The 20739-nt window shown below is 73.5% G+C and carries 16 protein-coding genes; 7 read left to right on the forward strand and 9 right to left on the reverse strand.

The features are described from left to right. Window positions 1–14: 14 nt before the first annotated feature. Window positions 15–2564 (forward strand): hypothetical protein, encoded by a 2550-nt coding sequence (locus OZ948_06370; GenBank protein MEB2344344.1) that lies wholly within the window; start codon window positions 15–17, stop codon window positions 2562–2564. Window positions 2565–2615: 51 nt separating this feature from the next. Here OZ948_06370 and OZ948_06375 read toward each other — a convergent pair whose 3' ends face one another. Together OZ948_06375 and OZ948_06380 are read right to left on the reverse strand one after the other, a co-directional pair. Beyond that, a complete protein-coding gene (locus OZ948_06375) occupies window positions 2616–3143 on the reverse strand; it encodes a DUF488 domain-containing protein (GenBank protein ID MEB2344345.1) in 528 nt (175 codons plus the stop codon). A gap of 64 nt (window positions 3144–3207) precedes the next feature. Further along, a complete protein-coding gene (locus tag OZ948_06380; protein ID MEB2344346.1) occupies window positions 3208–4839 on the reverse strand; it encodes an acyl--CoA ligase family protein in 1632 nt (543 codons plus the stop codon). Window positions 4840–5345: 506 nt separating this feature from the next. Here OZ948_06380 and purU point away from each other — a divergent pair. Both purU and OZ948_06390 read left to right on the forward strand, forming a co-directional pair. After that, window positions 5346–6218: a formyltetrahydrofolate deformylase gene (gene purU / locus OZ948_06385; protein MEB2344347.1), complete on the forward strand. Its 873-nt coding sequence runs from the start codon at window positions 5346–5348 to the stop codon at window positions 6216–6218. Continuing rightward, a complete protein-coding gene (locus OZ948_06390; protein ID MEB2344348.1) occupies window positions 6215–7204 on the forward strand; it encodes a hypothetical protein in 990 nt (329 codons plus the stop codon). Before purU ends, OZ948_06390 begins: the two co-directional genes overlap by 4 nt. 27 nt (window positions 7205–7231) lie before the next feature. Here OZ948_06390 and OZ948_06395 read toward each other — a convergent pair whose 3' ends face one another. The 7 genes from OZ948_06395 to OZ948_06425 are packed head-to-tail and all read right to left on the reverse strand — an operon-like array spanning window position 7232 to window position 16444. Continuing rightward, window positions 7232–8638, reverse strand: a complete 1407-nt coding sequence (locus tag OZ948_06395) for a rhomboid family intramembrane serine protease (GenBank protein ID MEB2344349.1) — start codon at window positions 8636–8638, stop codon at window positions 7232–7234. Between the two features lie 40 nt (window positions 8639–8678). Next, window positions 8679–9989, reverse strand: a complete 1311-nt coding sequence (locus OZ948_06400; GenBank protein ID MEB2344350.1) for a hypothetical protein — start codon at window positions 9987–9989, stop codon at window positions 8679–8681. Beyond that, the gene (locus OZ948_06405; protein MEB2344351.1) at window positions 9986–10729 is read right to left on the reverse strand and encodes a cytochrome c; all 744 of its coding nucleotides are present in this window, start codon (window positions 10727–10729) and stop codon (window positions 9986–9988) included. Before OZ948_06405 ends, OZ948_06400 begins: the two co-directional genes overlap by 4 nt. Next, window positions 10716–11219, reverse strand: coding sequence for a DUF3341 domain-containing protein (locus tag OZ948_06410; protein ID MEB2344352.1), 504 nt, complete (start codon window positions 11217–11219; stop codon window positions 10716–10718). Before OZ948_06410 ends, OZ948_06405 begins: the two co-directional genes overlap by 14 nt. Before the next feature lies 1 nt (window position 11220). After that, window positions 11221–12615 carry a polysulfide reductase NrfD gene (gene nrfD, locus OZ948_06415; protein ID MEB2344353.1) on the reverse strand — a complete coding sequence of 465 codons (1395 nt, stop codon included), beginning with the start codon at window positions 12613–12615 and terminating at the stop codon, window positions 11221–11223. 3 nt (window positions 12616–12618) lie between these two features. Further along, the gene (locus OZ948_06420; protein MEB2344354.1) at window positions 12619–15759 is read right to left on the reverse strand and encodes a 4Fe-4S dicluster domain-containing protein; all 3141 of its coding nucleotides are present in this window, start codon (window positions 15757–15759) and stop codon (window positions 12619–12621) included. Window positions 15760–15775: 16 nt separating this feature from the next. Next, on the reverse strand, window positions 15776–16444 hold the full coding sequence (locus OZ948_06425; GenBank protein ID MEB2344355.1) for a cytochrome c3 family protein: 669 nt from the start codon (window positions 16442–16444) through the stop codon (window positions 15776–15778). Window positions 16445–16859: 415 nt separating this feature from the next. Here OZ948_06425 and OZ948_06430 point away from each other — a divergent pair, with 415 nt between their 5' ends. The 4 genes from OZ948_06430 to OZ948_06445 are packed head-to-tail and all read left to right on the forward strand — an operon-like array spanning window position 16860 to window position 20686. Beyond that, the gene (locus OZ948_06430; GenBank protein MEB2344356.1) at window positions 16860–18095 is read left to right on the forward strand and encodes an acetyl-CoA C-acetyltransferase; all 1236 of its coding nucleotides are present in this window, start codon (window positions 16860–16862) and stop codon (window positions 18093–18095) included. A 1-nt stretch (window position 18096) separates the two neighbouring features. Further along, window positions 18097–19173, forward strand: coding sequence for an acyl-CoA dehydrogenase family protein (locus OZ948_06435; protein ID MEB2344357.1), 1077 nt, complete (start codon window positions 18097–18099; stop codon window positions 19171–19173). Window positions 19174–19194: 21 nt separating this feature from the next. Beyond that, on the forward strand, window positions 19195–20418 hold the full coding sequence (locus OZ948_06440) for an acyl-CoA dehydrogenase family protein (protein ID MEB2344358.1): 1224 nt from the start codon (window positions 19195–19197) through the stop codon (window positions 20416–20418). 16 nt (window positions 20419–20434) lie between these two features. Further along, window positions 20435–20686, forward strand: coding sequence for a hypothetical protein (locus tag OZ948_06445; GenBank protein MEB2344359.1), 252 nt, complete (start codon window positions 20435–20437; stop codon window positions 20684–20686). Window positions 20687–20739: the final 53 nt, after the last annotated feature.

A 20739-nucleotide genomic window follows, 5' to 3' on the forward strand; every position in this document is an offset into this window, starting at 1 on the left:
GGCGCTGAGGGCCCTTGCGGCGTCTCCTCCTGCTCTACCTGCTCTCCGGCCTCGGCGCGGTGGCGGTCGAGACGATCTGGATGCGCTGGCTCGGTCTCCTGCTCGGCGCGACGGCGCCGGCCGCCTCGGCGACGCTGGTCGCGTTCTTCGCCGGGCACGCGCTCGGAGCCGGGTGGGCAGCGCGCCGGGCGCCCGGCTGGCGCGTTCCGCTCGCGGTGTATGGCCGGCTCGAGCTCTCGGCAGCGCTGGCGGCAGCGGGCGTCCCGCTGCTCCTGCGGCTCGGCGAGCTCGCGCTCGCGCCGGCCTACGACGCGCTGCGCACGGCGCCCGCGGCGCTCACGGCCGCGCGCTTCGCGGTGGCGCTCGCCGCCACGCTGCCCGCCGCGTCCTGCTTCGGCGCCACCTTCCCGGCGATCGGTGCTGCCGCGGCTCCGGCCCTGTCCCGCCTCGGGGCGCGCGCGACGGCGCTCTACGCGGGCAACACGCTCGGGGCCGCCGCCGGCACCGCGCTGGCGGCCTTCTGGCTGCCGGGCGCGATCGGGGTCCGCGCCACCTATGCCCTGGCGATCACGGCGCTGCTCGCCGCGGGCGGCGGCGCGCTCGCGATGGCGCGCCGCGCGGGCGCCGGCCGGGGCGGCGCGAGCGAGGTCGAGGCGGCGCCGCGCAAGCGGCAGCGCCGGGCCGCGACCGCGAGCGGGCCCGGCGGCGCCCTCGCGCCGGGCGCCGCGCTCGCGCTCGCGCTGCTCTCGGGCCTGGCTCCCTTCGCCGCGCAGGTGCTGCTCGTGCAGGCCTTCGCGCAGGTCCTGAACCAGTCGAGCTTCGCCTTCGGCGCCGTGCTCGTCGCCGTGCTGCTCGCGATCACCCTGGCCAGCGCGGCCGCCGCCTGGCTGGCGCGGCGGACCGGGGGGGAGGTGCGCGCCGCGCTCGGCGCGGCGCTCGCCCTGGCCGCGCTCGCGACCGCCGCCTTCCCCGCCTGGCTCGCACGGGCGACCGGCGGGCTCGGCTACGTCGGCGCCGGCGCGCCGGGGCTCCCGTACCTGGCCGCCGCGCTCGCCACCGTCGCGGCCAGCGCCGGGCCGCTCCTGCTGGCCGGCTCCGCGGTGTACCCGCTGCTGCTCGTCGAGGCCGCCCGCGGCGCGCCGGCCGGCACCGCGCCCGGCACGCTCCTCGGCCGCCTCGCTGCCGCCAATACGCTCGGCGCCATCGCCGGCGCCCTCCTGGCGCCCTGGGTGCTCCTGCCCGCGCTCGGGCCCTGGCTCGCCTTCCTGCCGATCGCCGCGGCCTGGGCGCTGGCAGCCCTCGCGCTTCCCGATCCCGCCCGGGGGCGCTGGGGCGCGCGGGCCGCCGGCCTCGCAGCGGGCGCGCTCGCCGTCGCCGGGCTCGCCTCGCCGGCGGCCGTGCCGCTCACCGCGACGGCGCCGGGCGAGCGCGTGCGCGCGGCCGAGACCGGTGCGGCCGGGGTCGTCGCCGTGATCGAGCGGGACGGCGAGCGGCTGATCCGGGTCGACGGCCACTACGCCCTCGGCGGCACCGCCGAGCGCGTCCACCACGAGCGGCAGGCGCATCTCGCGCTGCTCCTGGCGCCCGGCGCACGCAGCGTGGCACACGCCGGCTCGGCCACCGGGATCAGCGCGGGGGCGGCGCTCGCGCACCCGATCGGCTCGCTGGCGCTGGTCGAGCGGATCCCCGCCGTCGCCCGCACCGGCTCACGCTGGTTCGCGGACGCGAATCGCGGCGTCTACACCGATCCGCGAACCACCGTCGTGCTCGACGACGCCCGCAACTTCCTGCGCAACACCCAGGAGCGTTTCGACGTCGTGATCGGCGACCTGTTCGTACCCTGGCACGCAGGGGCCGGTGCGCTCTATGCCCGCGAGCACTTCGGCGCGGTGCGCGCACGGCTCGGCCCGCAGGGCGTGTTCTGCCAGTGGCTCCCGCTCTACCAGCTCTCGCTCCCCGAGCTGCAGACGATCGCCGCGACCTTCCTCGACGCGTTCCCGGCCAGCGCGGTCTTCCGCGGCGACTTCTTCGGGAGCTTCCCGATCGTCGCGCTGGTCGGCTTCGCCGGAGCGCCGCCCGACCCGGCGGCGGTGTCGGCCGCTGCCGCCGCCCTCGGCCGGCGCGGCGAGCGCGACCGCTGGATCGCCGACCCGCTCGGCCCCTGGGCGCTCTACGTGGGTCCCCTCGCCGCGCTCGCCCCCGTTCTCGCCGGCGTGCCGCGCAACAGCGACGACCGCCCCGTGCTCGAGGCGCTCGCCACGCGCGGCCACGCGGGGGGCCGGCGCGGCAAGGTCGACCCGCTCGTCGGGCTCGCCTGGGTCCGCTTCGCGGAGTCGCTGCGCGCCGCGGCGGCTGCGGGCGATCCCCTCTGGCCGGCGCTGCCGGTCGACGCCGCGCGCGCCGGAGCCGGCGGCGCCTTCCTCCAGCGCGCCGGCGCCCTCTACGTCGCGGGCCGGACCGACGCCGCTGCCGCCGCCTTCGCCGCTGCCGCCGCCGCACTCCCGCCCCGGCTCGTCAGCGACGCCGCGGCCGACGCGAGCGCTGCCGAGCTGTGGCAGCGATGAGCGAGGCAGCATGTGGAGGGACCTCGTCCTTCATGGCGGCCGGCCTCCCCGTCATGCGGAATACGACAACCGGCCGTCCTCCAGACGTGCTGCGGAGGTGTAGGGGTGGGACTCGGTCCGCTTCCCGCCGAGGATGTGTCGAACGCCAACGCCGCGCGCCTTCAGGGCGTCGGCGATCAGCGAGCGATGGCAGCGCCACCAGACCGCCTCCGCGCACAGGACGGCGGTCCGCCGGCGGCCGGCCAGCTCGAGCAGGCGCGCGAGGCCCGCGCGGAAGGCGTCGGTCTCCATGTAGTCCGCATAGCCCCGGAACGACTCGTTGCGCCAGGCGGTGTTGTGCGAGTCCGGGCGCGGGCGCCTCCGGCCGCCGAGCTCCGGCAGCGGCAGATACTCCACTGCGATCTCCGCGAGGGCGCCGCGGAGCGCTTCGCCCGCGAAGTGCGGGTGCTTGCGCGAGGCCGCATATCGCCGCACGTCGGCGATCGCCTCGATCCCGTTGGCGCGGAGCAGCTCGAGGAACTCGTCGAGGGTCCGGGACGAGTGCCCGAGGGTCCAGACCGTGAGCTCGCCTTCGTCCATCAGGGCAGCCGCCGAACCCGGTTCTAGCGCTTCCCCGCCGGCCGGCCATCGAGGCCCGGCCCGCTCAGCCCTTGCCGCCGTAGATGCGCCCCTCGCGGCCGGCCCATTCCTTCTCGCGCAGCCGGAACTTCTGGATCTTGCCGGTCGAGGTCTTGGGCAGATCCCCGAACTCGACGGCCTTCGGGCACTTGAAGTGCGCGAGGCGCTCGCGGCAGAAGGCGGCGATCTCCTCCGCGCTGGCGCTCGCGCCGGGACGCAGCGTGACGAAGGCCTTCGGCACCTCGCCCCACTTCTCGTGCGGCATCGCGACGACCGCGCACTCGAGCACCGCCGGGTGCTTCACGATCGTGTGCTCGACCTCGATCGTCGAGATGTTCTCGCCGCCCGAGATGATGATGTCCTTCTTGCGGTCGCGCAGCTCGACGTACCCGTCGGGGTGGACGACGCCGATGTCGCCCGAGTGGAACCAGCCGCCGGCGAAGGCCCTCTCGGTCGCCTCCGGATCGCGGTAGTAGCCCTTCATCACGTTGTTCCCGCGCATCACCACCTCGCCGAGCGTGGCGGCGTCGGCGGGGACGTCCTGCATCTGCTCGTCGACGACCCGGAGGTGCGTCGCCACGTGATACGGCACGCCCTGCCGGGACATCACGCGCGCCTTCGCCTCGACGTCGAGCCCCTCCCAGGCGGGCTGGATCTGGCAGTAGACGTGGGGGCCGTAGGTCTCGGTGAGGCCGTAGAGGTGGATCACGCGGACGCCGAGCGCCTCCATGCGGGCGAGAAGGGTCGGCGAGGGCGGCGCGCCGCCCGTCGCGACGCGGACCGGCGGGTCGAAGCGCACGCCCTTGGCATCGGGGTGCTCGGCGAGCATCAGCAGGACGGTCGGCGCGCCGTTGAAGTGGGTGACGCCGTGCGCGCGGATCCGGCGCAGCACCTCGGGCGGGTCGACCCGGCGCAGCATCACGTGGGTGCCGCCCGCCGCCGTCACCGCCCAGGGGAAGCACCAGCCGTTGCAGTGGAAGAGCGGCAGCGTCCACAGGTACACCGAGTCGCGGTCGAGGCCGTGGACGATGATCTCGCCGAGCGCGTTCAGGTAGGCGCCGCGGTGCGTGTAGAGGACGCCCTTCGGGCGGCCGGTGGTGCCCGAGGTGTAGTTGATCGAGGTGACGCGGTCCTCGTCGTCGAGGTCGTTGCGGAGCGGGACGGGCTCGGCGCCGGCGGCGAACTCCTCCCAGGTGGGGCCGTCCAGCGGCCTGCCGGTGACCCCGGCCACGGGGTCCTCGAGGTTGACGAGCGTGGGGCGCGTGGCGAGCGGCTGCGGGATCCCCGCCACCGCCGGAGCCAGCTCCGGGTCGACGATCACGACCTTCGCGCCCGAGTGCTCGAGGATGTAGCCGACCTCCTCGGCCTGGAGGCGCGTGTTGATCGCGACCAGCGCTGCGTGGAGCTGGAGCACGGCGAAGTGCGCGGCCAGGAGCTCCGGCACGTTCGGCGCGAGGAAGGCGACGCGATCCCCGGGCTCGACCCCTGCGCGGCGCAGCGCACCGGCCATGCGCGCGATCTCGGCGCCGAACTCCGCCCAGGTCCAGCGCCGCTCGCCGTAGGCGACGGCGAGCTTCTCCGGGAAGACGCGGACGGTGCGCTCGAGGAGGGTCAGGGGCGTCAGCGGGTCGCGGTTGGGAGCAGGCACGCCGGGCATGGGCGGCAAGTATACGCCGGGGGCTGGTTGCCAGCGCGGGAGCGGCCGATGGGCTCCGCTCGGCTCCGCCTCGCTGCGCGGTGCAGGAACCCCGGGAGCAGATCCGGGGTCCGTGGACCTCGGATCCCACAGCGGCTACGGCTCCGCGCTCCCGGGGTCGGTGGCGCTGGGACGTCGTGTCCCGAGCAAATCACCGAGACTGCATCAGCGATTCGGTACGGCGATCAGGACGCCGCCACCTCACTCGCCGTAGTGTCATGACGTTTTCCCACCGAATCACCTCCTCGTCTCGGCGTGGGACACACCCAGCAGAGCCCAGACTCTGCATCGGGTCCCGCGGTGCTGGCAGTCGCCGCGCCCGCCGCCGCGGGGCGCCCCGCACGACCGACCCCATGTCGGCCGGGACGGAACTCGGGAGTGAGTGAGACCCCCTGTCGGGCCCCACGGTACCACGCTCTTCGCCCCCCGGCCCGATCCCGCAACCAGCGGCTAGACTGCGCCGCGCCATGCCGGGCCCGCCCCGCGAAGCGATCGCCACCCTGCTCGTCTCGTGCCCGGACCGGCGCGGGATCGTGGCCGCCCTGGCGCAGCTCCTCTACGGCCACGGCGCCAACATCCTGGACGCCGATCAGCACACCGACCCGGTGGCCGGCATGTTCTTCCAGCGCATCCGCTTCGACCTCGCGCAGATCCACACCGACCGCACCGCGCTCGAGACGGCGATCCGGGAGGCGGCGGAACGCTTCACGATGCGCTGGCGGCTCGCCCTCGCCGAGCGCCCGAAGCGGATGGCGTTGTTCGTCTCCCGCTACGACCACTGCCTCTACGACCTGCTGCTGCGCCAGCGCGGCGGCGAGCTCGCCTGCGAGATCCCCCTGATCGTGAGCAACCACCCGGATCTGGAGCCGGTGGCGAAGCAGTTCGGGATCCCCTTCGAGGTGTACCCGATCACGGCCGGGACCAAGCGCGCCCAGGAGCAGCGCGAGATCGCGCGCATCGAGGCGCTCGGGATCGATCTGATCGTCCTCGCTCGCTACATGCAGGTGCTCTCGCCCGAGTTCATCGCGGCCTACCCCGCGCGCATCATCAACATCCACCACTCCTTCCTGCCCGCCTTCATGGGCGGCAAGCCCTACCACCAGGCGCACGAGCGCGGCGTCAAGCTGATCGGTGCGACCGCACACTACGCCACCTCGGATCTCGACGAGGGGCCGATCATCGACCAGGACGTGGCGCGCTGCTCGCACCGCGACTCGGTCTCCGACCTGATCCGCAAGGGCCGCGATCTGGAGAAGCTGGTGCTGGCGCGTGCCGTCCGCGGGCACCTCGAGGACCGCATCCTGGTGTACGGCAACAAGACGGTCGTCTTCGACGGATGACGGCCCGGCTCCTGATCCTCGGCTTCGGCCTCCTCGCGCTGGTCGCGAGCGTCTTCTCGGTCTGGGCGACCTGGCGCTTCCAGGACCTCGCGAAGGACGTGGCGTGGCTCGAGGACCGGCGCTTCGAGACGCTGACGCTGGTGACGGTCGGGACGGGCAGCGCCTACGAGAACCCGCGGCGGCTCGGGCCGGTCACCGCGGTGGGCCTCGCGACGCGCATCGCGCTGGTCGACGCCGGGCGCGGGGTGTCGGAGGCCTTGCGCCGCTGCGCGATCCGCACCTCCCAGCCCGACACGCTCTACCTGACGAGCCTGCTGCCCGAGAACACCCTGGGCGTCGACGACCTGCTGCTGACCGGCTGGCTGTCGGCGCGGAGCACGCCGCTGCGGCTGGTGGGCCCGCCCGGGACGCAGGCCCTGGCCGACGCCGTGCGCGCCGCCCAGGGACCGGCGATCGAGGCGCTCGCCCGCGAGGTCGGGCTGCCGGCCGCCGGCGCAGCGCTCGAGGTCGTCGAGGCGACGGCGGGCTGGAGCGAGACGCGCGAGGACGGCGTCGTGGTGCGGGCCGGCGACGCCGGCGCGCGGCCGCTCCCGAGCCTCGCCTGGCGCTTCGAGCGCCCGGCCGAGGGCCCGGCGGCCGCGCTCGCGCTGGTGGTGACCGGCGCGGGGCCGGAGCCGGAGGCGGTCGCGGATTTCGCCCGCGGAGCCGGGCTCCTTGCCACCGAGGGCTTCTTCCGCGCGCCCGTCGACGCGGTGATCGAGGCCGGCGACCCCGACGCCGAGCGGCTGCGCCGCGAGGCCGCCCTGCACCTCGCGACCGCCGACGCCGGCGTGCTCGCCGAGCGGGCCGGCGTGCCGCTGCTCGTGCTGACCCGCCTGCGCCCGCCCCCGATGTTCGACGAGCAGCTCGAGACCTCGGTCGAGGCCGCCTACCACGGCCGGGTCGTCGTCGCCGACGACTGCGACTCCTTCAGCGGCGGCGGCTGATCCGGAGGGGGTCCGCCGCGGGACCGCTCAGATCGAGACGCCCGGCTCCTCGGAATGCTCCCAGGGTGCGGGAACCGGCGCCGCGGGAGGGAGCCAGCCTTCGGGCGGCTCGGGACGGTCGGCGGCGGCGCGCTCGCCGGTGAAGCGGCGGCGCTGCTCGCGGAAGTAGGGCTCCTCGGGCTGGAGCGCGATCGCCTCGTCGATCGTGTCGAGCGCGCCACGCTCGTCACCCGTGCGCCACTGCGCCTCGGCGAGCGTGTCGAGGACGTTCGGGTCCTGGCCGCCGGTCGCTCGCACGGCGCGCTCGGCCAGCTCGACGGCGCCCGTAAGCGCGCGCTCGCTCGGATGGTCGGCGGTGGCAATCAGCCAGGCGGCGTCGTTCAGGATCAGCGCGGGCGGCCGCTCGGCCTCGAGCAGGCGCTCGGCGTGCCCCTCCCAGGCCGAGGTCCCGAACACCAGGCGTCCCGCGCTCACGAGCGAGGCCAGCACGATCGCGGCCACCAGGCCGACGGCGAGCAGCGCGTCGGGTCGCATGGGCTCGCGGCGCAGCCCGCGGCCCGCGCACAGGCCGGCGGCGAGCGCGCCGGCCAGGAAGCCCGAGACGTGGGCGGCCCCTGCCACGATCGGGAGCGCGAGCGGCAGGAGCGCGTCGGCGGCGAGCGCAGCGAGGAAGGCCCGGCGCGGGATGCGCCAGCCCGCCGGCAGGAGCTCGGCGCGGCGCAGCTCGAGCCAGAGCAGCGCGCCCGCGAGCCCCGCCACCATGCCGGAGGCGCCGACCAGCGCGTCGTAGCCGGCGAGCCAGGCGCTGGCGGTCGCGGCCACCCCCGAGATCCCCAGCACGAGCACCGTGCGCAGCGCGCCGAGCGGGCGCTCGACGAGCGCGCCGAGCGCGAGGAGCCCGAACACGTTGAGGGTCAGGTGCGTCCCGTCGGCGTGCAGGAAGTTCGCGGTGAGCAGCCGCCACGGCTCGCCGTCCGCCGCGAGCAGCGGGCTCATGAAGCCCGCGTGGTGCACGATCGGGCCGAGCCACTGGCCGAGCCCGAACACCCCGATGCACAGCGCGGCCACCCCCGGCGCCACGCGCAGGCGGCGCGGCTCGTGGAGGAGCTCCTCGGCGTCGGCCATCGCGGCGAGCTGCGCGCGCCCGTCCGGCGCGGCCGCGATCCGCTCGCAGAGCGCGCGCACGAGCTGCTCCGCGCCGCCGGCCTCCACGAACCACGCCCGGGGCAGGATCCACACCCCCTGCCGGGTCCCGATCCGGAGCTGGCGGGATCCGACCTGGAGATGCGTCACGTCGCGGTAGGCGGTGAAGCGCTCGGCACGCGTCCAGGACGAGGCGGGGTGCCGGAACCCGCTCGCGTGCAGCGCCACCTCCCCCCGCCCGGGGCGCAGCGGGAAGCGGACTTCGGATCGCTCCAGGCCGACGGCGCTCACGAGCGGAAGCTAGCGCCCGGCCCTGCGGAAGCCCCGCGGGCTACGAGCGCTTCGGCACCGGAAGCGAGGGCAGCCGGCGGCTGAAGAGCAGGAAGACCAGCGCGAAGGCGCCGAGGAAGCCGGCCGCGATCCCGACCTGCACGAAGCCCAGCCAAGACCACGAATCCGCGGGCACCAGCGAGGGCCACACCAGCACGTTGCGCTCGAGCCAGAACCCGAAGAGCATGATCGCCGCGACCGAGCCGAGGATCGCCGGCGTGCGCTTGGGCCGCTGCCCGAGCAGCACCCAGAACGGCACGATCCAGAGGCACGCCCACACGAAGAGGCTGATCTTGACGTAGGGCTCGCGGAGCCGCTCCCAGAACTTGTCGAGGCCCCAGGTCTGGATCAGGTACAGCTCGTTGATCCCGGACTTGTCGACCAGGAACTGGCTGCCGAGGCGCGCCTCGAAGAACTGCGTCTCCTCGGGCAGGTTCGCGTACCAGATCACCAGGTACTGCGAGAAGAACAGGTACATCCAGAAGATCGAGAAGGCGAAGATCATCTTGCCGAGGTCCTGCATGCGCGCCTTGGTGATCTCCCCCTCGAGCCCGGGCGAACGGATGTGCAGCACGGCCACGAGGGCCGTTGCAGCGACTCCGGCGAGGTAGCCGCCCCAGGCGACGTAGGCGCCGAACAGGTTCGAGTACCAGGTGGGAGACAGCGACATCACCTGGTCGAAGGCGATGAAGCTCCAGCCGAGGGCGTAGGAGAGGCAGAGGATCGGCGCGAGCACGCGGGTCTTGCGCCCGCAGCGCTCGACCTCGGCGGCCTCCCCCTGCCAGCCCGCGGCCCAGCGGCGCAGGAGCCCGGACCCGCCACCCTCGGCGACCGGGCCGAGCGTCGGGCGGATCGAGTAGTAGAGGTACGCGAGCGAGAGCACCGCCAGCAGGACGAAGATCGCGAGGTCCATCCAGAACAGGCGGGCGGCGTTCAGGTACGCCTCCTTGCCCGGCGGCGCCCCGTGGAGCCAGGGCGAGTACACGCTCTCGCGGCCGAGCCAGGAGACCAGGAAGAGCACCACGGTGAGCGGCACCCAGGCGCCGAGCGCCTCGGCCAGCCGGTGCACCGGGCCCGTCCAGCGCGCGCCCACGATCGTGAAGGAGCACGCGACGACGACGGCTCCCTGCGCCAGCGCGCCGAAGAAGAGGTAGTTCACGTGGAAGGCACGCCACGCGGTGTCGGCGTCGGAGCCGAGGCCGACCACGAAGGCGATCACGCCGAGCGCCACCAGGCCGAGGCAGATCGCGAGCCACAGGCCCGGGATCGGGCGCGGGCGCACCTCTTCGGTCACGAGCGGGGCGGCGATCACTGGGCACCTCCGGGGGTGGCCGAGGCGGCCGGGGCCACCGGTCCTGCGGGCGCGGCCGGGGCCGCCGGTCCTGCGGGCGCGGCCGGGGCCGCCGGTCCTGCGGGAGCGGCGGGAGCGGCGAGCGCGGCCGTCTGGGCCGGCTGCGGGCCGGGCACCTGGCCGTTCAGGTAACGGATGTAGTTCACGATGTCCCAGCGGTCGCTCGACGGGATGCGCTGGTAGCTCGGCATGCGCCGCACGCCCTGCGCGATCACCGTGTAGAGGTGGCCGTCGCTGAAGGCGCCGGTGAGGGCCTTGCCGATCGGGCCCGCGATCGGGAGCACGCCGACGAAGGGCCCCTTGCCGTAGGGCGGCCCCGCGACCGGCCCGTCGCCGAGCCCGGCCGGGCCGTGGCAGGGCGCGCAGAAGACGGTGAACTGCCGCTTGCCGTTGTCGAGCGAGGCGAGGCTCGGGGCGGTCGGATTCGCGAGCGCGGCACCCTCGGCCGGCGTGGCCGTGCTGATCTGGAAGGGCTGGCCGACCGGCACGCTGCCCTCGGGCGGCACCAGGTTGCCGAGCTGGCGATCCGGGTCGCCGGGCCGGCCCTGGAGCTCGAAGGCCTGCACCGCCCGCTGCCACTTCATCTGGGGCCACCAGGAGTCCGACCACTGCTCCCAGCAGCCGGTGGAGACGAGCGTCACGACCGCGAAGACGGCGCCCTGGAGGCGGGCGACGCGCCACCGGGGGCTAGGCCGGGACAAGGCTCACCTCCTTGGCGTGGTGCGCGCGCATGAGCCCGTCGACCTCGCTCACGTCGCGCTCGGGCACCTCGACCGCGACGCCGAACTCGTCGCCCGAGAAGCGCGCGTCGTAGCCGGGATCGAGCTTCAGCGAGGGCAGGCGCCCCACCGCCAGCAGCCCGAGCAGGGTGAAGATGCCGCCGAACAGGATGGTGAGCTCGAAGGCGATCACCGTGTAGGTGGGGATCGCGGCGAAGGGCTTGCCGCCGATCACGATCGGCCAGTCGAGCGACATCCAGATCGTCATCGCGTAGCCGGTGACGACCCCGAGCAGGCCGCCCACCAGGGTGAAGAGGCGCACCCGGCTCGGCTTCGGGTCCACCGCCAGCTCCACCTCCTCGAAGGGGGCCGGCGAGTAGACCTCGAGCTTGGCGAAGCCGCGGCCCTTGAGCCGCTTCACCGTCTCGGCGACGTCCTGCGGATCGTCGAAGACCCCGACCAGGGTGGGCATCTCAGTGCGCCTCCGACTGCGCGCCGTGCGCGTGGCTGCGGGCGTGGATCTCGAGCTCCTTCACCTCGGAGATCGCGATCACCGGGAAGAGCTTCAGGAAGATCAGGAAGGCCGTGCTGAAGAAGGAGAAGCTCCCGGCGATGATGAGCAGCTCCGCGATCTGCGGCGTGTAGTGGCCCCAGACCGCCGGATTGAACTCCCGCGAGAGGCCGGTGATGATGATCACGTAACGCTCGAACCACATCCCGATGTTGATCAGCGTCGAGACCACGAAGATCGTCGGGACGTGGGTGCGCGCCTTCTTGAACCAGAAGACGTGGGGAACCACGCCGTTGCAGATGATCATGATCCAGGTGGAGATCCAGTACGGGCCGAAGGCACGCAGCCAGAAGCTCGTGCGCTCCGCCTCGACGCCGCTGTACCAGGCGATGAAGTACTCGATCCCGTACGCGTAGCCGACGATGCAGCTCGTCAGCAGCAGGAAGCGGCTCATGTTCTCGAAGTGGTAGTCGGTGATGAGGTGCTCGAGGCCGAAGATCCGGCGCACCGGGATCATCACCGTGAGCACCATGGCGAAGCCCGAGAAGATCGCGCCGGCCACGAAGTAGGGCGCGAAGATCGTCGCGTGCCAGCCGGGCACCAGCGCCATCGCGAAGTCCCAGGACACGACCGAGTGCACCGACAGCACGAGCGGCGTCGCGAGGCCCGAGAGGTGCAGGACCGTCCGCGTGTGGGCCTTCCACTGGCGGGCCGTGCCCTGCCAGCCGAGGCAGAGCGCGCCGTAGAGCAGCCGGCGCCAGCCGGTGGTGCGGTCGCGGGCGATCGCCAGGTCGGGCAGCAGGCCCACGTAGAAGAAGATGATCGAGATCAGCGTGTAGGTGCTGATCGCGAAGGTGTCCCAGAGCAGCGGGCTCTTGAAGTTCACCCAGAGCGCGCGCTGGTTCGGGTACGGGAGGATGAAGTAGGCCTTCCAGATCCGGCCGATGTGGATGCCGAGGAAGAGCTGGGCGGTGAAGACCGCGAAGATCGTCATCGCCTCCGCGGAGCGGTTGATGGCGTTGCGCCACTTGGCCCGGAACAGGTAGAGGATCGCCGAGATCAGCGTGCCGGCGTGGGCGATGCCGACCCAGAACACGAAGGTGACGATGTAGGCGGCCCAGAAGATCGGGTGCGAGTAGCCGGCGATCCCGAGCCCCACGTAGATCTGGTAGATCCAGGTGACGGCGCCGGCGACCAGACCGGAGAGGCACAGACCCAGGAGCAGCAGCCAGCCGAGGCCGGGCCGCTCCAGGAACACCGAGAGGATGTCCTGGTTGGTCTGCGGGTCCGCGTGCTGCGGCGTCGGCCGGATCATGGCGGCGACGGAGCCGGCGGCGGGCGGCGGCGGAGGCGTCATCCCCTACCCCTCGACCGGTCCGCGCGTCACCTGGGCGAGATAGGTGACCGCGGGCCGGGTGTTGAGCTCGTGCAGAGAGTGGTAGCTCCGCACCGGATCGGCCGACTTCTGGACCACGGCGCTCGCCGGGTCCTTCAGGTTCCCGAAGGTGATCGCCTGCGTGGGACAGGCCTGGGCGCAGGCGGTCGTGAACTCACCGTCCCGGATCGGGCGGCTCTCGTCCTTCGCGGTCTGGCGCGCCGCGGCGGCGCGCTGCACGCAGAAGGTGCACTTCTCCATGACTCCCTGGCCACGCACCGTCACGTCCGGGTTGAGCATGAGCGGCATCGGCTCGGGCCAGTTCTCGATCTGGTAGTCGTACCAGTTGAAGCGCCGGACCTTGTACGGGCAGTTGTTGGCGCAGTAGCGCGTGCCGATGCAGCGGTTGTAGATCATCCCGTTGAGGCCTTCCTCGTTGTGGAAGGTCGCGATCACCGGGCAGACCGGCTCGCAGGGCGCCGCCCCGCACTGCTGGCAGAGCATCGCGACGTGGCGCACGTCCACGGACGGGAGGTTCTCGTAGTCCGGGATGATCGGGTCGAGGCCCTCGCCGCCCTCGAGCGAGCCGTCACCGATCCAGCGCTCGATGCGCAGCCAGCCCATGATGCGGCCGCTGCGGACCTGGTTCTCGCCGACGATCGGAAGGTTGTTCTCGACGTAGCAGGCGGCCACGCAGGCGGCGCAGCCGACGCAGCGGTCGACGTCGATCGTCATGCCCCAGCGGTACGCGACCTCGGGGCTCGAGTCCTTCGACGGGTCGAAGGGCCGGAGCAGCACGTGCTCGTGTCCGCCGCCGTGGCCGTTGCCGTGGCCCTCGCCCTTCCCTTCGCTGCCCGCGCCGTGCCCCTCGGCCGGCGCCTCCGGGGCTGCCGCCGCCGCCGGCGCTTCGTGGTAGAGGGCGGCCATCACGGCGGCCGCCTGCCGGGCGCCGGTCGCGCCGGCCAGGCCGCCGGGGGTCGCCGGCGGCGCCTCCCCGGCGAGCGCCGCGAGCGGCACCGCGATCCCGAGCCGCCGCCCGCGCTGGTCCTGGCTGTCCTGGTCGATCGCGAAGCGGAAGTGCCCGCCGGTCCTGCGCACGCTCGCCTTCGCGACCAGCCAGGCACGCCCGCCGGACTCGTCGGTGAGCGAAGGGAGGATGTCGATCACGTTGACACCGCGCCGCTCGCCGTCGCGCGTCGCCCAGCGGCCCACCGTGTGGCCCTGCCCGACCGCGATCGCGACGACGTCGTCGCGGATCCCGCCGCGCGGGAAGACCGGCACCTCGACGCTGCCGGCCACGGTCTCGACGGCGATCACGTCGCCGTACGCGACCCCCAGCCTCTCGGCAGCCTTCTTGCTGAGCTCGGCCCACGAGGTCCAGGTGACCTTGGTGACCGGATCGGCGATCTCCTGCAGCCACGGCAGGTCGGCGCCGCGGCCGTCGTAGAGCAGCGGCGAAGGCGCCGCGAGCAGCGCGAACTCGCCGCTCCCTTCGAGCAGCGGCTCGGCGACCTCGAGCTGGAGCGCGTCACCCGCCAGCGACACCGGCGCGTGCGGCGTGTCGGCGAAGACGCCGCCCCGCGCGAGCGCCTGCTGGAAGTCGGCGCCCGCCGCCGTCCAGGTCTCTTCGAGGATCGTGCGGAAGCTGCCCGCCGGGAGGCGCGCCGCGACCTCGGCGCCGAGCGCACGGCCGGCGTCGAGCAGCGTGTCGACGAGCGCCCGCGAGTCGCGCAGCGGGCGGATCGTGGGCTGCACGAGCGAGCGCACCCCCGGCCGCGGCGAGACGTCGCCCCAGGACTCGAGCGGCGTGTGATCGGGCAGGATCAGGTGCGCGTGCGCGCTGGTCTCGTCGGGCATCGAGGCGAAGCTCACGACGAAGGGAACCTCGGCGAGCGCCTCCACGAAGCCCGCCGACGGAGGCAGCGAGTACGCGGGGTTGGCACCGTGGACGAGCAGCGCGCCCACCTTGCCGGTCTTCATCAGGTCGACGAGCGCCAGCGTCTCGCGGTAGCTCGGCTGGCGGCGGCCGTCGGCGGCGGGGCACGTGACGGCCCCGCCGATCGCGCCGAGCGCCCAGTCGAGCAGCAGCACGGCGCCGCAGGTCGCGGTGGCACGGCGGCTCGCGAGGGCGGCGCCCGGCGGCAGCGCCACCGGCGCCTGGGCCTGCGCGAGCGCCTTGCCGAGCCGGGTGATCGCGTCGGCCGGGACCCCCGTCTGCTGCGCCACCGAGGCGGCGTCGAAGCGCGCGAGCACCGGCGCGAGGGCGGTGCGGGCGGCCTCGGTGCCCCCGCCACTCCCGAGGGCCACGTTGGCGAGCGCGAGCGCGAGCAGGCCCTCGGTGCCCGGCTTCGCGGCCAGCCACTCGTCGGCGTTCGAGCCGGTCATCGACAGGCGCGGGCCCACGTAGACGAAACGCGCCTTGCGCTTGCCCTCGGCGGCGACGTCGCGCGCGGAAGCGAGCTGGTGGGCGTGCTCGGTCGGCGAGAGGCCCGTCTCGAGGAAGTCGGAGCCGAAGTCGACCACGAGGTCGCTGCCCGACAGGTCGAAGACCGGCTGGTTCTCGACACCGAAGAGCGTCTTCGTGGCGGCGACCAGCGCCTCGGGCGCGAGCGGCTCGTAGACGACGCGGCCGCCGGCGCCCACCGCCTCGAGCCAGCGGTCGATCGCGGCGCTCGCGGCCGGGCCGGTCTGCCCGCCCAGCATCCAGGTGCGGTTGCCGGCCTTCCCGAGCTCCGCCGCGAGCAGGGCGATCGCCTCGTCCCACTCGATCGCGGCGAGCTGGCCGTCGGCGCCGCGCTTCATCGGCTTGGCGAAGCGGTCGGGGTGGTAGGTGCGGCCGATACCGACCTGGCCGCGCGCGCACAGGGCGCCGCGGTTCACCGGGTGATCGGGGTTGCCCTCGAGCTTGATCGGGCGCCCCTCGCGCGTCTTCACGTGCAGGCCGCAGCCGGCCGGGCACTCGAGGCAGCTCGAGGCGTAGTAGACCGGGATCCCGGGCGTGATCACCTCGGGCTGGACCAGATAGGGGATCAGCTTGTCGACGGGGTCGGAGCAGCCGGCGGTGGCGGCGGCTCCCGCGCTGGCGCCCACGACCTTCAGGAATTCACGTCGATCGAGCTCGGGCATCCCGGGCGCCCCCTCCCTAGTAATGGCAGGTCAGGCAGTCCGTGGACGCCTGGTTCTGGCGGTGGCAGTCGACGCACCAGCCCATCTCGAGCTTCTGCGAGGGCAAGAGCCACGGCCACCAGATGGTGTCGGCGGTCATGGACACCTTGTCCATCTCCTGGACCGGCCCGTGGCAGGTCTGGCAGGCGACGCCGGCCGCGATGTGCCGGTTGTGCCGGAACTGCACGTGCTCGGGCACCCGATGGATCTGCTCCCACTCGATCGTGCGCTTCTCGTCCCAGTGCTGCTTCAGGATCTGGACGCCCTCGAGGTCCTGGCCGAACTGCGCGTGGCAGCCCATGCAGGTCTCGACCGACGGCACGCCGGCCGAGGCGGACCGATCGGTGCCGGAATGACAGTAGAGGCAGTCGAGCTGGAACTGGCCGGCGTGCAGCGCGTGGCTGAACGGGATCGGCTGCTTCGGACCGGGCGTGCCCTCGCGCCAGGCCTGCTCCTGGGCGCTCTTCGCGGCTTCGCTCGAGGTCGCCTGCGCGGCGACCTGCTCCGGACCCGGCACGCCGAGCACGAGGCCGGCGGCGAGCGCGGCGGCGCAGGCCACCTCCGCGACCCGCTGGCGCAAGAATCGAAGGCGCGGCTGGATCCGCCAGCCCGCCCCTGCCCTCCGGCGGAATTCGATCGGGCTCACGCTGGAGTGTCCCCCGGCACGTCGCGGCAGAGTTCCACGAAGGAGCCACGAACGCGCATCGCGCCCCGGTCGGCCCGTCGTCCGGGTCGCGGGGCGCGCAGCGAACGCCCCCGCGAACGCCCCTCCCGAACGACCCTGACGACGCCGATGCTGCTGCTTCCGACCCGCGGGCGGCCTGTCTTTAGGACGTTCCGATCGTGGCGTCAACGGTTTTCTGGGGCCCCTTCCGAGCGCGCAGCGCGAGCACGGCCCGTGTCCGGCGCAGTGCCCAGGTGGCGGCTACCATCCGCCCGCTCCGGGGTCTCGCCAACCCGCTGCCGACGCTGCGGAATGCGCGAGACGACCCCGTTCCCGAACGATCGGCCCCGTTTCCGGACGACCGGCAGCGGGCTCTGCGAATCGGAGGTGAGCTCGAATGGGCGATGCATGGATCGTCGACGCGGTGCGAACCCCGCGCGGCCGCGGCAAGAAGGACTCGGGGTCGCTTTCCGGCGTCCATCCCCAGGAGCTGTTCGCGCAGACGCTCGAGGCCCTGCGCCAGCGCAACGGCTTCGATCCGCGCGACGTCGAGGACGTCGTGGCGGGCTGCGTCTCCGCGGTGGGCGAGCAGGGCGCCTGCATCGCGCGCATGGCCGTGCTCGCGGCGGGCTGGGACCCGAGGACGGCGAGCGGCGTCACCCTCAACCGCTTCTGCGGCTCCGGCCAGCAGGCGGTGAACTTCGGCGCGCTGGGCGTGATGGCCGGCCAGCAGGACCTGGTCGTCGCGGGCGGCGTCGAGTCGATGTCGCGCCAGCCGATGGGCAGCGACGGGGCCGGCCTCGACGGCCACAACCGGCGCGTGCGAGAGCTCCACCCGCTCGTGCCCCAGGGCATCTCCGCGGACCTGATCGCGACGATCGAGGGCTTCTCGCGCGAGGACCTCGACCGCTTCGCGGCCCGCAGCCAGGAGCGCTGCGCGCTCGCCCAGAAGGAGGGGCGCTTCGACAAGAGCCTGATCCCGGTGCGCGGCCCGGACGGGGCGATCGCGCTCGAGCGCGACGAGCACCCGCGCGCCGGCACCACGCTCGAGTCGCTGGCCAAGCTGGCGCCGTCCTTCGAAGGCATGGGCGGCTACGTGCAGAAGGGCGACACCCTCTCCTTCGACGCCAAGGCCAAGACCCGCTACCCGGAGGTGCGCGAGATCCACCACGTCCACCACGCCGGCAACTCGTCGGGCATCGTGGACGGCGCCGCGGCGGTGCTGATCGCGTCGCCGGACTACGCGAAGGCGCACGGGCTGCGCCCCCGCGCGCGCTTCGTCGCGATGGCCACCGCCGCCGACGAGCCGGTGATCATGCTGACCGCCCCCACGCCCGCCTCGCAGCGCGTGCTGAAGAAGGCCGGCATGACGATCCGCGACATCGACCTCGTCGAGATCAACGAGGCCTTCGCGGCGATCCCGCTCAAGACCATGCGCGACCTCGACATGGACCCCGAGCGCGTCAACGTGAACGGCGGCGCGATCGCGCTCGGCCACCCGCTCGGCGCGACGGGTGCGATGCTGATCGGCACGGTCCTCGACGAGCTCGAGCGCCGCGACCTCGCGCGCGGCCTCGTGACCATGTGCATCGGTGGTGGGATGGGCATCGCCACGATCATCGAGAGGGTCTGACATGATCGACTTCCAGCCGACCGACGAGCAGCAGCTCGTCATCGACACCGTGCACAACTTTGCCCAGAACGAGGTCCGGCCGGTGGCGCGCGAGTGCGAGGAGGCGGCGAAGCTGCCCGAGAAGGTCCTCGCGGCGGCGCACGAGCTCGGGCTCGTGGCCAACGCGCTACCGGAGGCGGCGGGCGGCGGCGGCGAGCGCAGCGCGGTGACCGGCGCGCTGGTGGCCGAGGAGCTCGCCTGGGGCGACCTGGCGATCGCGCTGGCGATCCTCTCGCCGGGGCTCTCGGCGCTGCCGATCGCCGAGTGGGGGGACGGCGCGCAGCAGCAGTCGCTCGGGCGCTTCGTCGGCGCGAGCTTCGTGCCGGGCTCGCTCGCGGTCGTCGAGCCGCGCTTCGACTCGGATCCCTTCCGGCCCGCCACCACCGCGCGCCGCAACGGCGGCAGCTTCGTGCTCGACGGCGCCAAGTGCTTCGTGCCCTGGCTCGACGGCGGCAGCGAGACGCTGGTGGTGGCGAGCGAGGGCGGCGCCCCCGCGCTCTTCGTCGTGCCGCGCGACGCCGCCGGGCTGCGCGCCGAGCGCGAGCGCAACATGGGGATCGCCGCGCTGCCGACGGCGGAGCTGACACTCTCGAGCGTACGAGTGCCGGAAGGGGCCCGGCTCGCGCGCGCCGACCTGCGCCGGCTCGTGGCCCAGGGTCGGGTGGCGATGGCGGCGATGGCCGTCGGTGTGGCTCGGGCCGCCTTCGAGGTGGCCCGTGACTACGCGAAGGAGCGTCAGGTGTTCGGCGTGCCGGTGGCGACCAAGCAGGCGATCGCCTTCAAGCTCGCCGACATGGCGATCGAGATCGACGGCGCGCGCCTGCTGGCCTGGGAGGCGGCCTGGAAGCTCGATCGCGGCGAGGACGCCACCCGCGAGGCGCTGCTCGCGCGCCGCCAGGCGGCGCGCACGGCACTCGACGTGGCGGACGGCGCCGTGCAGGTGCTCGGCGGCCACGGCTACATCCGCGACTACCTGCCCGAGCTGCACCTGCGCAACGCGCGCGGCTTCGCGTCGTTCGAAGCGCTGGCGCTGGTCTAGACGAGAGAGAGGAGGAAAGCCATGGCCATCTCCTTCGAGCCGAACCCCGCAACCGTCTCGGGCAAGGACGAGATGCACGAGATCGCGCTCCGGCACATGCGGCCGATCTCGCGCAAGTACGACGACCAGGAGCACGAGATGCCCTGGGAGTACGTGCGCCCGATGTGGGACCGCGCCACCGGCAAGGCCGGCAAGACCGAGGCCGGCCCCGGCGACGGCATGGTCACCGTGTGCGTGCAGACCGAGGAGCTGTGCTGGGGCGACGCGGGCCTGTACCTGCGCACGCCGAGCCCGCTGCTCGGCGGCTCCGCGGTGGCGGCCGCCGGCACGCCGGCCCAGCGCGAGCGCTTCCTCGCGCCCTTCCGCACCGGCGAGCCCAAGTGGGGCGCGATGGCGATCACCGAGCCGCAGGCCGGCTCCGACGCCGCCGCGATCCAGACCACCGCCGTCTTCGACGAGAAGAGCAACGAATGGGTGCTCAACGGCACCAAGATCTTCTGCACCGCCGGCGACGGCGCGCTCGAGTACGAGGGCGGCATCGTGGTCGTGTGGGCCACGGTCGACAAGTCGGCGGGGCGCGCCGGGATCAAGTCCTTCGTGGTGACGGCGGGGACGCCGGGCGTGAAGGTCGTCGGCTGCGAGAAGAAGCTCGGGATCCGCGCCTCCGACACCGCCACGCTGGTGCTCGAGGACTGCCGGGTGCCGGCCGACAACCTGCTCGGCAAGGCGGAGGTGAAGAAGAAGGGCCCCGGCGAGGGCGACAAGGGCTTCAAGGGCGCGATGGCGACCTTCGACGCGAGCCGGCCGATCGTCGCCGCGATGGCGGTGGGGGTGGGGCGTGCGGCGCTCGACTTCGTGAAGGAGGAGCTCGAGCGCCAGGGCGTCGCGATCCGCTACGACGCGCCGCCGCGCGAGCAGACCGCCATCGAGCGCGACGTGATCGAGATGGAGGCGGAGCTCCAGGCGGCGCGCCTGCTCACCTGGCGCGCGGCCAAGATGCTCGACCGCGGCCAGCGCAACAACCTCGAGGCCTCGATGGCGAAGGCCAAGGCGGGGCTAGTGGTCACGAAGATCACCCAGAAGGCCGTCGAGCTGCTCGGCCCGCAGGGCTACTCGAAGAAGCTCCTGGTCGAGAAGTGGATGCGCGACGCCAAGATCAACGACATCTACGAGGGCACCCAGCAGATCAACCAGCTCATCATCGCCCGCCGCATCCTCGACTACTCGTCGAGCGTCCTCCGCTAGAGGGAAGGAGACCCCGGTGCCGACCGTCAGCGCCGACCTGCTCGAGATCCTGGTCTGCCCCGAGACGAGGCAGCCGGTGGCGCTCGCCGCGCCCGCCGTGCTCGACGCCCTCAACGCGAAGATCCGCAGCGGCACGCTCCGCAACCGCGGCGGCCAGCCCGTGGCCCAGGAGCTGCGCGAGGCCCTCGTCCGCGAGGACGGCCGCGTCCTCTACCCCGTGGACGACGGCATCCCCGTCATGCTCGTCGAGGAGAGCATCGAGCTCTGAGCGGGGACAGACCCGGCGATTCGGCGATTCTCGGGCGATGCCCGAGAATCGCC

The sequence above is a fragment of the Deltaproteobacteria bacterium genome, assembly GCA_035063765.1.
GTDB lineage: Bacteria > Myxococcota_A > UBA9160 > UBA9160 > PR03 > CAADGG01.